This window comes from Pseudomonas karstica (genome assembly GCF_009707515.1).
In the GTDB taxonomy this organism is placed as follows: Bacteria; Pseudomonadota; Gammaproteobacteria; order Pseudomonadales; family Pseudomonadaceae; genus Aquipseudomonas; species Aquipseudomonas karstica.
This window is the reverse complement of sequence record NZ_WLYI01000011.1, coordinates 21,140-34,029: the sequence shown is the minus strand read 5'-3', so window position 1 is coordinate 34,029 and position 12,890 is coordinate 21,140. Positions and strand designations below refer to the sequence as shown.

At 56.8% G+C, this 12,890-nt stretch carries 12 protein-coding genes and 2 pseudogenes; 8 read left to right on the top strand and 6 right to left on the bottom strand.

Going from position 1 to position 12,890, the window contains the following annotated elements:
* Nucleotides 1-242: 242 nt before the first annotated feature.
* Nucleotides 243-329 (top strand): annotated as a pseudogene (locus tag GIR22_RS26370) (outer membrane lipoprotein carrier protein LolA); the annotation flags it as partial.
* A 268-nt stretch (nucleotides 330-597) separates the two neighbouring features.
* Here GIR22_RS26370 and GIR22_RS09860 read toward each other — a convergent pair.
* Nucleotides 598-1,635, bottom strand: a complete 1,038-nt coding sequence (locus GIR22_RS09860) for a patatin-like phospholipase family protein (protein ID WP_154743155.1) — start codon at nucleotides 1,633-1,635, stop codon at nucleotides 598-600.
* A gap of 215 nt (nucleotides 1,636-1,850) precedes the next feature.
* Between GIR22_RS09860 and GIR22_RS09855 the strand changes: the two genes are divergently transcribed.
* The 3 genes from GIR22_RS09855 (at nucleotide 1,851) to GIR22_RS09845 (ending at nucleotide 3,859) form a co-directional block, all read left to right on the top strand.
* Nucleotides 1,851-2,129 (top strand): hypothetical protein, encoded by a 279-nt coding sequence (locus tag GIR22_RS09855; protein ID WP_154743154.1) that lies wholly within the window; start codon nucleotides 1,851-1,853, stop codon nucleotides 2,127-2,129.
* A gap of 67 nt (nucleotides 2,130-2,196) precedes the next feature.
* Nucleotides 2,197-2,964 (top strand): CHAD domain-containing protein, encoded by a 768-nt coding sequence (locus tag GIR22_RS09850; protein WP_154743153.1) that lies wholly within the window; start codon nucleotides 2,197-2,199, stop codon nucleotides 2,962-2,964.
* Between the two features lie 97 nt (nucleotides 2,965-3,061).
* Nucleotides 3,062-3,859 carry an acyl-CoA thioesterase gene (locus tag GIR22_RS09845; RefSeq protein ID WP_154743152.1) on the top strand — a complete coding sequence of 266 codons (798 nt, stop codon included), beginning with the start codon at nucleotides 3,062-3,064 and terminating at the stop codon, nucleotides 3,857-3,859.
* 19 nt (nucleotides 3,860-3,878) lie between these two features.
* Here GIR22_RS09845 and GIR22_RS09840 read toward each other — a convergent pair.
* Together GIR22_RS09840 and GIR22_RS09835 are read right to left on the bottom strand one after the other, a co-directional pair.
* Nucleotides 3,879-4,136: pseudogene (locus GIR22_RS09840) on the bottom strand (terminase); the annotation flags it as partial.
* A gap of 154 nt (nucleotides 4,137-4,290) precedes the next feature.
* Entirely contained in the window at nucleotides 4,291-5,112 is an 822-nt protein-coding gene (locus GIR22_RS09835) for a TatD family hydrolase (RefSeq protein WP_154743150.1), read from the bottom strand.
* Between the two features lie 235 nt (nucleotides 5,113-5,347).
* Here GIR22_RS09835 and GIR22_RS09830 point away from each other — a divergent pair, with 235 nt between their 5' ends.
* The 3 genes from GIR22_RS09830 (at nucleotide 5,348) to GIR22_RS09820 (ending at nucleotide 7,865) form a co-directional block, all read left to right on the top strand.
* Entirely contained in the window at nucleotides 5,348-6,769 is a 1,422-nt protein-coding gene (locus tag GIR22_RS09830) for an MltF family protein (protein ID WP_154743149.1), read from the top strand.
* Nucleotides 6,770-6,873: 104 nt separating this feature from the next.
* On the top strand, nucleotides 6,874-7,308 hold the full coding sequence (locus GIR22_RS09825; protein WP_154743148.1) for a DoxX family protein: 435 nt from the start codon (nucleotides 6,874-6,876) through the stop codon (nucleotides 7,306-7,308).
* Between the two features lie 248 nt (nucleotides 7,309-7,556).
* Complete coding sequence (locus GIR22_RS09820; protein WP_154743147.1) at nucleotides 7,557-7,865, top strand: class I SAM-dependent methyltransferase; 309 nt, start codon at nucleotides 7,557-7,559, stop codon at nucleotides 7,863-7,865.
* Between the two features lie 6 nt (nucleotides 7,866-7,871).
* Here the strand turns inward: GIR22_RS09820 and GIR22_RS09815 are convergent, their stop codons facing one another.
* From GIR22_RS09815 to GIR22_RS09805, 3 genes are read right to left on the bottom strand one after another with little or no spacing between them, the layout of a single operon-like run.
* A complete protein-coding gene (locus tag GIR22_RS09815) occupies nucleotides 7,872-9,680 on the bottom strand; it encodes a Gldg family protein (RefSeq protein ID WP_154743146.1) in 1,809 nt (602 codons plus the stop codon).
* A 12-nt stretch (nucleotides 9,681-9,692) separates the two neighbouring features.
* Nucleotides 9,693-10,418 carry an ABC transporter permease gene (locus GIR22_RS09810; protein ID WP_178122177.1) on the bottom strand — a complete coding sequence of 242 codons (726 nt, stop codon included), beginning with the start codon at nucleotides 10,416-10,418 and terminating at the stop codon, nucleotides 9,693-9,695.
* The gene (locus tag GIR22_RS09805) at nucleotides 10,415-11,341 is read right to left on the bottom strand and encodes an ABC transporter ATP-binding protein (protein WP_154743145.1); all 927 of its coding nucleotides are present in this window, start codon (nucleotides 11,339-11,341) and stop codon (nucleotides 10,415-10,417) included. The genes GIR22_RS09810 and GIR22_RS09805 overlap by 4 nt, the downstream gene beginning before the upstream one ends.
* A 321-nt stretch (nucleotides 11,342-11,662) precedes the next feature.
* Here GIR22_RS09805 and GIR22_RS09800 point away from each other — a divergent pair, with 321 nt between their 5' ends.
* Entirely contained in the window at nucleotides 11,663-12,808 is a 1,146-nt protein-coding gene (locus GIR22_RS09800) for a hypothetical protein (protein ID WP_154743144.1), read from the top strand.
* The last annotated feature ends 82 nt before the right edge of the window (nucleotides 12,809-12,890 follow it).

Sequence of the window (12,890 nt, the reverse complement as noted above, 5' to 3'; positions counted from 1 at the left end):
CCACCACTCGGCACCTCGCTCAGGCTCGGTGTGCCCGTACTCCGACATTGATTCGGGGGGCCGCCGCAATGGGCCATCCCTGGCCCAGTGCGGCTAAACCGGCGTCCTGCCGGTTTACCCCCCGAATCAATGCCGGACTCCGGCCATCGTGGTTTAACGGGGCGCTTCAGATCAACATCACAAGCACGGCGGCCTGACAGCCGACCTGATTTTGTGAATACATTCCCCCTGTAGGAGCGAGCTTGCTCGCGAAGGTCGTTAACGATAACGCGGGAAATCTGGTACCCCGAGGCGTCCTCAGGTTTTTCGCGAGCAAGCTCGCTCCTACAGAAGACCGCTCTGCTCTGGCTTTTGATCTTGGGCGGCCCACGGAGTAATGCCTGCGTTCGGGCATGCCGAGTCTGGGCGAGGCACCAAGTGGTGGGGGCAAGAGCCCTTTGCTTACTTTGGGGCTTTTCCAAAGTGAGTCGCTGTAAAAGCGAAACCATACGCAGCCGTGACCACAGCAACGGATATGTACTCCAACCAACCAACCAACCCAAAAAATCCCGCTAGCAAAGATGTACAGACCCCAAACAACTGACCTCACTAAAGAACTCAGTGCTGCTCACTCTCATACCGGTCCAGCGTATCGCTGGCAATCTCCCGCCCCAATGCGATCAACTCCGGAGCCTTGTAAAACTCGAAAAACCGACACACCCGCTTCGGCACGTTAATCAGAATGTCCGGCGGATAACCCGCGATCTTGTACTGCGCCAATGAGGTTTGCATCACCTCGAAACTCTGGTTGATCAGGTCCAGCAGCGATGCAGGGCCGACGTTGTCGATAATGAACGAACCAGTGGCAGACTTCGGTGCCCCGGCTTTTTCCGGGGCAGCGGCGGGCTGTTGTGCCTCGGGTTTGGCAGAGTCCAGCCACGGGTTGATATCGGCCGCCTGGGCCAGTAGCGCTTCCTGCTCCAGCAACAATAACTGCTCGGCCTGCTTGCGACGAAACGGCAGATGCGATCCCAAGGACTGTACCAGGTTGTTAAAGCGACTCTTGAATGCCGCTGGACGCTGAATCACTGGCAGTTGGTAATGCTGCTGGTTGGTGGAATTGAGGTTGACCGCGATGATCAGGTCGCAATGACTCGACACCACCGGCACGATGGGCAGCGGGTTGAGCAGGCCACCGTCCACCAGCATGCGATTGCCCTGCATCACCGGGGTGAAGAGGCTGGGAATCGCGGCTGAAGCCCGCATGGCCTGGTGCAGGCAGCCTTCCTGGAACCAGATTTCCTGCTGGTTGGTCAGGTCGGTGGCCACCGCTGTGTAGGGAATGCGCAGATCTTCGATATTGATCTCGCCGACGATCTTGCGGATCTGCCCGAAGACCTTTTCGCCGCGTATGGCACCGAGACGAAAGCTCACGTCTACCAGGCGCAGTACGTCCAGATAATCCAGGCTTTCGATCCAGTTTCGATAGTCGTCCAGCTTGCCAGCGGCATAGATCCCGCCCACTACCGCCCCCATGGAACAGCCGGCGACACAGGCGATGTCATAGCCACGCTTTTCAATTTCTTCGATCACGCCAATATGGGCGTAACCCCGGGCGCCGCCGGAGCCCAGTACCAGTGCAACACGTTTCTTCATGATCCAGGTCCTTCGCAAAACAGATGTTCACAATGCACCCATCGAGGAGTGGCTTCAATCTTCGGCGTTCCATGGATTATTTTGCGAAGGTACCCTTGCGCTCGGGTATGCTTTGGCAATGGGTGTTTGGATTTCAGGCCGCCTGGCAAGGCACTTTTTGTTGTAGGTAACGTCTACATCCCACGACTGTTGTTCTTTATTTTGAGGTGTCATTGATGAAAGCCTGGATGTGTTTGCCTGTGATCGTGTTGGCGCTGGCCGGTTGCGCTGGCAAAACTGCTTATCGCGATAGCTGCGGCTCGCAGCTGGATTCGGCCTGGAAAGAGCTGGACTTGGCCAAGGCCGAGGGTTTTGCCGGCACCGTGAGTTATTCCAAGGCACTGTCCCTGCTGACAGGTGCCAAGACCCAGCAGCAATTCGAAGCTTTCGAAGGTTGCTCCAACAAGGCCGAGAAAGCCCGTTTCTACATTCGTGAGTCCCGTGCCGGGCGTTGATCTGTCGCTGCTGACGAGTGAAACGAGGTTGCGCTATCGCACGGGTGTAAATAACGAGAGGTAAACGATGTCTGCCTTGGTAGATCAGTTAGTCGCTCAGGTCATTGGCCTGGAAGTTGGGTTGCTGAACTGCCAGGCTCGCCTTGCAGCCGTCACGGACGATGAGTCCCTGCATGACCTGCGCATCACGGTGCGACGCCTGCGCAGCCTGCTGCGACCGTTGCGCGGGTTGCCCGGTATCGAACAGTTGGAAGCGGCCGCCAGCGGCGTTGGGCAATTGACTACGCCGCTTCGCGACCGTGAAGTCCTGGCGGCCTACCTTCATCAGCATGGCTATCACGAGGCCGCGGCGCGGCGCATGGCGCAACAACCTGGCACCTATCGCCAGGTGGCCCAAGCGCCCGAGTTGGCGCAACTGTTGCTGATTCTCGATGCATTCCCGCGATTTATCCGCGCTTCCCAGCGGCAAAAGCTGCTCAAGGGACTGCACTCGCGTATTGAAAAACGCCTGGCCAAGCAATGGCAAAGGCTTGATGAGGCATTGCACGACCCCGACCACGACCGTCACCGCTTGCGCCTGTTGATCAAGCGTGTGCGCTATGCGGCAGAGGCCTACCCGCAATTGGGCAAGTTGCCGAATAAAACCATGTCACGCCTCAAGGCGGCCCAAAGCGCACTGGGTGATTGGCACGATTGCTGGCAATGGCTGGCCCAGGCCGAACATCAGGCAGACTTGCAGCCTTGTGTTGCGGTCTGGCATCGAACCATGGCCCACGCTGAAGGGAAGGCGGATCGGGTGCTGGATAAATTGAGCGCCGACTGTTTCGCGGGTTAAGGCTTATCTGTCCGCTTGTTTGGCCGGAATAGATGGTGTGCCCGGGCCATGCGCTGGTTAAGATTCCTCAATTGTTTTCCTTTGTATTGAGGTCGCCATGCGCTTTAGTGATTTGCTCGACGCTGCCCGCAGCAATCCCCTGAACGTGACGATCCCGGCCGATTGGGCCCAGGGGCGTGCCACGTTTGGTGGCCTGGTTGCCGCCTTGCAGTACGAAGCGCTGCGCGCCAGGGTGCCGGCGGATCGGCCGCTGCGGTCGCTGGCCATTACCTTTGTCGGGCCGGTGGCGCCGGACGTGCCGGCACGCTATGAAGTCCAAGTGCTGCGTGAAGGCAAGGCCGTCAGCCAGTTACTGGGCCGGGTGGTGCAGAACGGTGAGGTGATGACGCTGATGCAAGCCAGCTTCGGTGCTTCGCGACCCTCAGAGATCAACGTCGTGGCCGAACCGGCGCCCACGTTCAAGCACTGGGATGAATGCCAGGAGTTGCCTTACATCAAAGGCGTGACGCCTGAGTTCATGGGCCACCTGGCCATGCGCTGGAGCGTCGGCGGGCTGCCATTTACCGCTAATAAGTCGCGTGAAATGGGCGGTTGGGTGAGGTTGCGTGGGGACGTGAAGGAAGAGCCGCTGACTGAAGCCTACATCCTCGCGTTGGTGGATGCCTGGCCGCCAGCCCTGCTTCCGCACCTGAGCAAACCGGCGCCGGGCAGTACCTTGACCTGGACCATCGAGTTCGTCCAACCGTTGCAAGATCTCACCACCCTGGACTGGTGCCAGTATCACGTGCAGATCGAACATGCCCGCGATGGCTATGGCCATGCTGCCGCCGCGTTGTGGAGCCCTCACGGCCAATTGATTGCCTTGAGCCGGCAAACCGTAGTGGTGTTCGCCTGACCCTTCAGACCAACAGATGCTGATCGCTGCTGGCCTCGCTAGCGCGAGCTTCCAGGTTGCGGCCGTGATGCTGCAGCGCCACGGCGGCCAGCAATCCAACGACACCGACGGCGACACTCGCCAGGTTCAGGCTGAACACCCCGGAAACCATCAGCAGGAAGCCAATGGTGAACAGTGGCAGGGCAATCAGTTGCAATGCATGGTTGGTCCCGTGCTGGTGGCTGCGCGGCGGGGTGCGCCATTGCCAGGCGGGAAGGTTGGGATGACGTTTGCCCATGATGGAATCCTCTGTTCTGAAACAACTTGAACGGAGTTTAGGCTGGGCAGGGGAGTCGCGCGAATCAAGGCTGGCTATCGGGGCTATAGCTATAACGTCAACAGGCCAACCGCCCGGCTCAATTTTCTGGCCAAGGTGGCTACCGCGCGCCGCGTCAATCCGCTACAGGCATTTCAAAAACAGGTAGCCCAAAAAAGGCCCGGGCGCAGGCGCTGCTGTGTTGTGCCAGGTCGTCCACGCTTTCCTCCCGGTGCAGGGCGACTTCGCGCAAGACTTCCGGCAAGTAGGCGGGCTCGTTGCGGCCATTTTTAGGCTTGGGTCGCAAGGTGCGCGGTAGCAGGTACGGCGCATCGCTTTCCAGCATCAGACGGCCCCGGGGAATTTCCCTGACCAGTGGATGCAGGTGTGTCCCACGACGCTCATCGCATATCCAGCCGGTGATGCCGATATGCAGGTCCAGGTCGAGGTAACTGAATAACGCCCGCTGTTCACCGGTGAAGCAGTGCACCACGGCAGCGCACAGGTGATCGCGATAGTCCCGCAGGATCTCCAGCAAGCGCTGGTTGGCGTCACGTTCATGGAGAAACACCGGCAGCTTGAGTTCCACGGCCAGTGCCAGGTGTTCTTCGAGGACCTTTTCCTGTTGCGGGCGCGGTGAGAAATCCCGGTTGAAGTCCAGCCCGCATTCGCCGACGGCACGCACGCGGTTTTCCTTGAGCAAGGCGCGCAGGCGTTGGGCACTGTCGGCGTTCCAGTCACTGGCGGTATGGGGATGAATACCGCCAGTGGCGAATAATCGTTGGCCGGTTTCATCCAGCCGGTGGCAGAGTTCAAGGGCCTGTTCGCTGCCTTCCACGCTGGTACCGGTAAGGACCAATTGGTTGACCCCGGCGGCGTACGCACGGTCGAGTACGACCTGATGCTTGTCGTCGAAACTTGGGTTGGTCAGGTTGACGCCGATATCAATGAGTTGCATGGTGCTATCTCCGCCTGCGGTCGGAAAGCATATCAGAGCTGTAGGTTTATAAGAAAAACCAAGAACTACAACGAGTTGACGCTGTCTTTGAATGTCGTAAGCAACACCGTGGTTGGCCGGGCGCCTTTTGCTGTGCCACCCTTGCGACCAACGCTTGCGCTCATTGCGCTCTGTTTGTGTTCCCCAATGCTTTGTCGTGGATGAGGCCTTGGACCGTAGTTTTTCCGGAGAACGGATGATCCGACCCTCGGTGTTGCTCATGTTGTGCCTGACGTTACTGCTACCGACTGCAGCGGTTGCGCGTCCGGCCGGGCCGCCGGAAGTGACCAAGCCGGGCAAGGTCCGCGACCTGACGCAAATTCGCAGCAGCCGCACCTTGCGCGTATTGATCAACCAGAGCCGCAACAGCTCCGGCCAGGTCCGGGGCCAGGCCATCGGTGTTGAATACCATCGCTTGCGTGCCTTTGAGCAATACCTCAATGGTCACGCCCGTAACGGTCAGGCAATCCACCTCAAGATCATTCCCAAAGCCAAGGATCAATTGCTGGGCGCGTTGGCGCGTGGCGAAGGTGACCTGGTGGCTCCCGGTGAGTTGCTGGATATGAAAGCCACGGACAAGGTCAGCGCCAGTGCCCCGATCGCCAGTGATGTGCCGCTATGGCTCGTCGGGGTCAAGGGCGAGCGTCGGCTTACCCGGGTGGAGCAACTGTCTGGCCGTACCCTGGCCCTGACGACGGGCAGTGCGGCGGGGGACGCGGTGAGCCAGATCAACCAGAAGCTGGCACTGCGCAAATTACCACCGGTGAAAGTGGAGTGGGTCGACCCCAGCCTGGCGGTGGAAGATGTGCTGGAAATGGTCCATGCCGGAATTTTTCACCTGACCATCGTCGAGCGCCCGATTGCCCTACGCTGGTCAAAGGTCCTGCCCAAGCTACGTTTTGATCGGCAGGTAACCATCAGCGAGCCGGGTGAGGAGTACTGGTTTGTCCGCCAGGACGCTGTGATGCTGCGAACCAGCATTGACCGCTTCCTGAAAACCTACAAACCCCCGTCTGGCCAGGATGTGGCTTTCCAGAATATCTACCGTCGCCTGTATCGCGTGCGTTATCCATTGTCCCGGGCCGATCGTCAGCGCCTGGAAAAACTGCGCCCGGTGTTGCAGAAGCATGCCCGCAAACAAGGCATGGATTGGCTGAACCTGGCTGCGCTGGCGTACAAGGAGTCGTCTCTTGATCCGGCTGTGAAAAACAGCAGGGCTCCTACCGGGCTGATGCAGATCACACCGTCGGCAGCCAGGCGGGTAGGGGTCAACAATATCCAGACCCTGGATAAAAATGTACAGGCGGGCGCACGTTACCTGGCGCTGATCCGGCGCAAGTTTTTCGCCAGCCCCAAGCTTAATGAGCGTGAGCGCATGGCGTTTATCCTGGCGGCCTACAACATGGGGCCGGAGCGGGTACAAAGCATGCGCGCCGAAGCCCGACGCCGCGGATTGAACCCCAACCAGTGGTTCTTCCAGGTCGAGCGCATTGCCATGGAGCGGTTGGGGATGGGCGGCGTCAGCTATGTTAATAATGTCAACAAGTACTATTTGGCGTTTGATCGGGAGCGGGACTCCCTCGAACCAGATGCGTCGAAGGTAGCCTTACGTAAATGATCGATTAAATAGATACTTGCTCGGCATTATTTCGGATTTTATCATTTTATAAACTGATTAATATGGCGGCCAACCAACCTCCTACCTTGAAAAGGATTATCAATATGAGCCCAATGATCAAAAACCTCCTGTCCACTCGCGCAGGCTACGGCCTGACCGTTCTGCGGATTTTTGTCGGCATCATCTTTGCCGCCCATGGTTCGCAAAAACTCTTCGGCTGGTTTGGCGGTGGCGGCCTGGCCGGCACAGCCCAATGGATGGAAAGCATCGGCCTGGCGCCGGGTACCTTGATGGCGCTGCTGTCGGGCGGTACCGAGTTCTTCGCCGGCCTGGCACTGATCATCGGTTTGTTGGCACGCCCTGCGGCGCTGGGCTTGAGCATTGTTTCACTGGTGGCGATTTTCTCGGTACACATCCAGCACGGCTTGTTCATGGCCAACAATGGTTATGAGTTCGCGCTGGCCTTGTTAGGTGGCACGATCGCCGTGATGCTGGAAGGTGCGGGCAAATGGTCTGCCGACCGCGCAATCGCCAACTGAACCCCTGCAAGTCCCTGAAAAGGCCTGCATGTGCGGGCCTTTTCGTTGCTCGGGATTCTTGACACCGCCCCACACGCTTCTCTAGGATGCTGCGCATGCGCCGATTTAAACAGCTAATTGCGGGGCGCCACAGGTGACTGAGAACAGTCCCGACAGAAACCTGGCCCAGGTTTTGAAATACCGCTAAAGCGCTGGTTCGGTGTTGCCTCTCACCTGCCCGCAGACTTTTGAGGCCGAGACACGACACGATGAATGCACTACGCCCCCTCATACGCCTGGCCCCGATTACTGCGGGCCTCACTCAACGCAATCCGAAAATCCTCCTGGGTGGCAAGCATCAGCCTACGCTGTTGCGTTACCTGGACGGTTGGCCACGCCGTACCGGCAGGCCATCGGCTTTTTTGATCCAGTTTATCGACGACGGTGATTCACTTTCCCGCTTTGCCTGCGACAGCTTCGACCTGGCGGTCATTCAAGCCCCCAGTGCCAGTGAGGCTGAGGAGGTTATCCGGCAACTGACCCGTATTTCACGGCAGGGGTTGATTACACGACGTTGAGTTGTGTCAGTAAAGGATCGTCGAGAGTGGAAGTCGACGCCGGCGTGACAGGAAAACAACCAGGGCAATCAGGCTCAGTAGCAGCGGCAGCGTAACGATATTGAGCAGCTTCACGTTTCGCTCCAGGGCATGGACCTTCGCGTAAGCCTGGCTTTTCAAGACGTGAAGCTCCATGGGCAAGCGTAAACGTTCCTTGTTAAGTGCTTGCAACAGTGGGTTTGACGTGACCGGCTCTGTGCCGAAGGACAGCGGCTGGTTGTGCAAGGACTGCCATTGCTTTTCCGTCTGCACCAGGAGTTGTTCCAGGGCTGCGGCCTTTTCCCGGTAACTCTTCGCTGCCTCATTGCGTAACGTCTCCAATACCGCCAGTGGTCGATGGATATCGGTATGAGGACGAATGTTCATCAGTGCATCGGGGCCGGACAGGTTATCCAATGTATTGAGCACAAACCGTATGTTGTCCGAAAGGGCGGCGTTTTTTCCATTGCTCTGTTGCACGGAGCCCCCCCGCATACGGTCGCTGAGCAAATCGGTATCGGCGACCACCACCACATGAATGTCGGCAGCCTTTTGCAAGCCGGCTTTTCGGCCGTCGATACCGTCCACGAATGCTGAGTAGGCTGGGCCCTGGATGCGGGCGGCGATGACATGACGCTGGCCGCGGGCCGTTGCCTCGCTGCTCAGTGCATCGAAGGCGGTGGGGCTGACGAAACGGCCGGCATCAAACAGCGCCGCTTGCCCGGAGCTTTGGAGCAAGGGGGTGAAGGTAGTACGGCTTTGTTTGAGGGGCGTGAGCGCACCACTGCTCAGCACGGTTACGGTGTTCAGCTTCCAGGAGCTGACGTCATTCTGGGCCATGGCCTGGCGGGGCAAGGTGAGGGCTGTCGGATGGCGCAAAGGAGATTGTCCGTCGGCGAAGATGATCGGCGTGCTGTAAAGGCTGTCGGCGAGCACCTTGTCTGTAGGCATCTGCACGCCCCAGGCTGTCAGCATGCCCGCCAGGCTTGAGGACTTGCCTGGCGTTTCGGTGCTGGGATCCTGTTCGCTCATCGGGTCGACAAACATCATCAACTTGCCCCCGCCCAGCACAAACTGGTCGATTGCATACAAGGTTTGCCTGGGTAAATGCTTGGGGTGAACCAGCATCAGGGTGTTAATCGGGTCGGGAATGTGTTCGGTATTGTTCGCCAGGCTCATCAGGTTAAAGTGCCGACGTATCTCCTGCAACGCCTGCCAGGGAGGTGAGGAGACCTGATTGTGTCGATCCCGTTTGCCATCCATGGGCAGCCCCGATATCAGACCGATAACGGCCTGTTCGGGGTTGGCTAACCTGGAGATCAGGTGGCTGATCTCATATTCCAGTAACGGCTCCTGATTGGGGCTGAACGATTCGATTTTTTGGGCGCCATGGTTCCCATTGGTTCCAATAAGACCAAAGAACCCTTGCTTGTCGTCCAGGCCCAACAGCCCGGCTTTGTAGGCCTCCTCGGAAAAAGGCGCAGGATTGATAAGGTGTAATCTGATTTTACCCTTTGCCGCTTTTTCGTATGCCTTGAGCAACGTCTCGACGCGCTTGCTGTAGTGTTTCACCGCGCTGCTTTTTTCAGGGTGTGTTCTTGAATTGAAAAAATACAGGTCCATGGAGCTTTCCAGTGTGGCCAGCAGGGTTCTGGTCGGTTCGGATAGCGTATGGACTTTTTGTTTGGACAGGTCGAGTCGAATATCAGGCAGTCTCGGTACCCATGCCAGATTGAGTGCGAGAAAAAATAACAGTATGACAACAAGTGTTGCGCCGACGCTGATGAGGGCTTTCATCGAAGTTATCCTTCAACCTTTTCCGAGTTTCAGGAGGAGGGTTGTCGCGGTTAGAAACGCAATAATCATGCTGATGAAGTACAAACAGTCCTGCAATACCAGCACTCCGTTGCTGATCGCGTCGAAGCGTGTCAATGGACTTAGCGAGATTAAACTATCAATGATCCAGATCGGTGCTTGATGGTCAAGAGCGTCGATGGCAGATGACACTCCGCTGACCGCAAGCATTAAGCCCAAGGTTAACGTGAAAATAGCCAGCCGGTGATGGGTGAGTGCACAGATGAAGCAACCTCCCGACAGATAAGCGCCGGCCAGTAACCAACTACCGAGTAGTTGCAATGCAATGGTGCCATTGTCTGGATCGCCTAGATAATTGACGGTAATAACTATTGGGAATGTCAGTAGTAACGCGAGGCCTGAAATCGTCCAGGCCGCCAGGAATTTCCCTACGGCAAGTTCGAAGGCACTGATCGGTAATGTATTCAGGAAATCAATTGCCCCTTTTTGACACTCGTCCGACCAAAGCTGTGTGCACAGTACAGGAACAAGCAATAAATAAAGCCAGGGGTGAAACTGGAAAAAAATATGCAGGTCGGCACTGCCATGCTCAAGCAACTTTTCTATCTGAAAACCAGCCGTGGCGGCCGCCAGCAAGAAAACAGCGATACATAGATAAGTTGCAGGCGCAGACAGATAATTGATGAGTTGACGCTTGAATATCACCGGTAACAATTTCACGTCGACGCCTCCTGGCTCAGGTGGTGGACCACATCATCCAGGCGTCCGGGTTCCAGGTTCAACGCATTGATTTTCCAGCGACGGTTGGCGATCAGAGCGATGATATGGGGATAAATGATTTGCCCCGGCATCGCCACTATCGTCACTGTGCCGGGTGTTTGACGGTGCTCTTCGATCCCCGCGACACCCGGCAATACTGCCAGTGCCAGCAGGTCCAGTGGAGCATCCGCCGCCAGGGTGACGGCTTGGTAATGACGGGAGCTGCGCATCAGGTCTGGCACCGGTGAGTCGGCCAATAAGCGGCCGCCAGAGATGATCAAGGCGCGATCGCAGACACAGGCCACTTCTTCGGGAGCACGGGAGGCAATGATGACGTTCATTTCGCTCGACAACGACTTGATAAGTGTCCTGATGGCTTGTTTTTGATGGGGGGCCAGGCCTTCCGTGGGCTCATCCAATAATAACAAGGCCGGCTCATGCAGAATGGCCTGGGCTATGGATACCCGGCGCTTCAGCCCTGGGGGTAATATTTCAACCGGGTATTTGAGGGTGGGCCTGAGTTCCAGGCGATCGACGGCTCGATCCACCACTTTGCGTTTGTTCACGCCGCAAAAACCGCGAACATCGGCAATGAACTCGAGAAACCCCTTCACCGTCATGGCACTGTGGCTGAGTGCGCTTTCAGGCTGGTAGCCAATTATTTTTTTTGCCTGTTGATGTGTAATGTCGGCATTGCTGCCAAACATCTTTATGTGCCCGGATGAGGGGAGAATTGCCCTGGCCAGCATTTTTATCAGGGTTGTTTTACCAGCCCCATCATGTCCAAATATTCCCAGGCTCTCTTTGTGCTGGGTACAAAAATTAAAGTCGCTGATGACGCAACTGCGACCATAGTATTTTGTTAGATTTTTTATCTCGATCATTATATTTTTCTACTGAGTAAGTTAGGCGGCCATACCGAGTGAAACGATATTTGGATTGATCTGGAGAAGGGTCGATTGATTGTATTTTTAAATATTTAGTTTGAAAAACTATTGGGTGGGTAGTCGCAGGTGTTGGGTTTTAAAAATGGTACGTTTAATGTCCGTCCTTGGAAATGCCAGGGTGCTCGAATAAGCCAACTCCTACGTGTAAACCGAATGGTCGCTGAAACAATTAGGTCAGTTCCTGCTGATGTTTATCGCTTATTCAGTGTTTGATGTGTACTTGAAGTTTTATCAATCCGAACAGGGAACCTGAATTTCATGATGCTTCTACGTACCCTTGTCCTTGAGCACTCTGGCCATGACACTCCGGTTAATGGTGCGCTGCTCTGTGGTTTCGCCGTCACTCAGATTGGTTCGAACTTTCTGGCCTATAGCCTGGATGAAGAGATAGAGCCGGGGAGTTCACGGGTGTACATCGCCTCGTTACGTAAAAAGTCCGAGCGTTATTTTCTTGGGGGTATCGACTCCCCCAGCGATTTGCAGGTGGCGATGCATGTTTTCAAGCAAATCCTGACCGTGGCTGCAGCGTCGGGGGGCAAGCCTGGAGGCACATCGGAGGCCCACATTCCATATCATTTTGTCGATTTGAAGGGGTGCAGGCTGCCTCCCGCACGGCCAGAAGATCATCATTCGTTGACGATCAAGAAGGTGCTGGTGATGAAGGTGATCACCCTGGGGGCGTCGGTACCGGGTTTACCTGCCATCGAGAGCAGTTCGCTGATTGTTCCTTCGATTCGGTTTTCCTCACAAATGGTGGCCCCTTCAAACGCTGTGAGGCATGCCCCATCGCCAACTCCCGAGCCGCAGGCACAGCCCGAACCGCTGCTGGAATCGATGACAGAGGCGATCGAGCCTGTGCAGTTGGCCCTGGAGTGCGACCAGACGCTTCCTGCCCCTGCCAGTGAAGCGCAGTCATCATTGCTTGCGATGGACAGTACCCTGACCAATCTGGCTCGCGTGGCTCAAGAGCTCACGCAACAGAAGAACATTGTGCTCAAACAAGAAGAGGAGCTTGGCCAGTCTCGCAGCCTGTTGTTGCAGGAAAGGGCCAATTGGGAGCAGGCAAAACAACAGGAGGCCGGGCGAGCTGCCGAAAACGAGCTCGATTTGCAGCAGTTGGCCCAGACGCTGAATACTCGTGAAGCACAACTGGCAGGGCGCTTGGCGGCGCAGCAGGTAGAACAGCACCGACTGGAAGAGCTGGCGCACCGCCTGGAAGGCCAGGCCGCCCAGTTACACAGCCATGACCTGGCTGTCCGTCATAGAGAGGACCAACTGGCAGCCGGAATGTCGCAGATGTTCCGGCTTCGGGACAGTCTCAGGGGGCTGTTTCATGACCTGGACGAAATGCTCGGCCCGGAGGGCGAGCATGGTCAGGGGACGGGAGATGAGCACATGGCCTGATCACTCAGGTGAACCAGCCCTGGCTACTTTTCCCTGTTCATTTATCATCGGCTTCAGTCGACTGAAACCGGGCGGTTGCTGC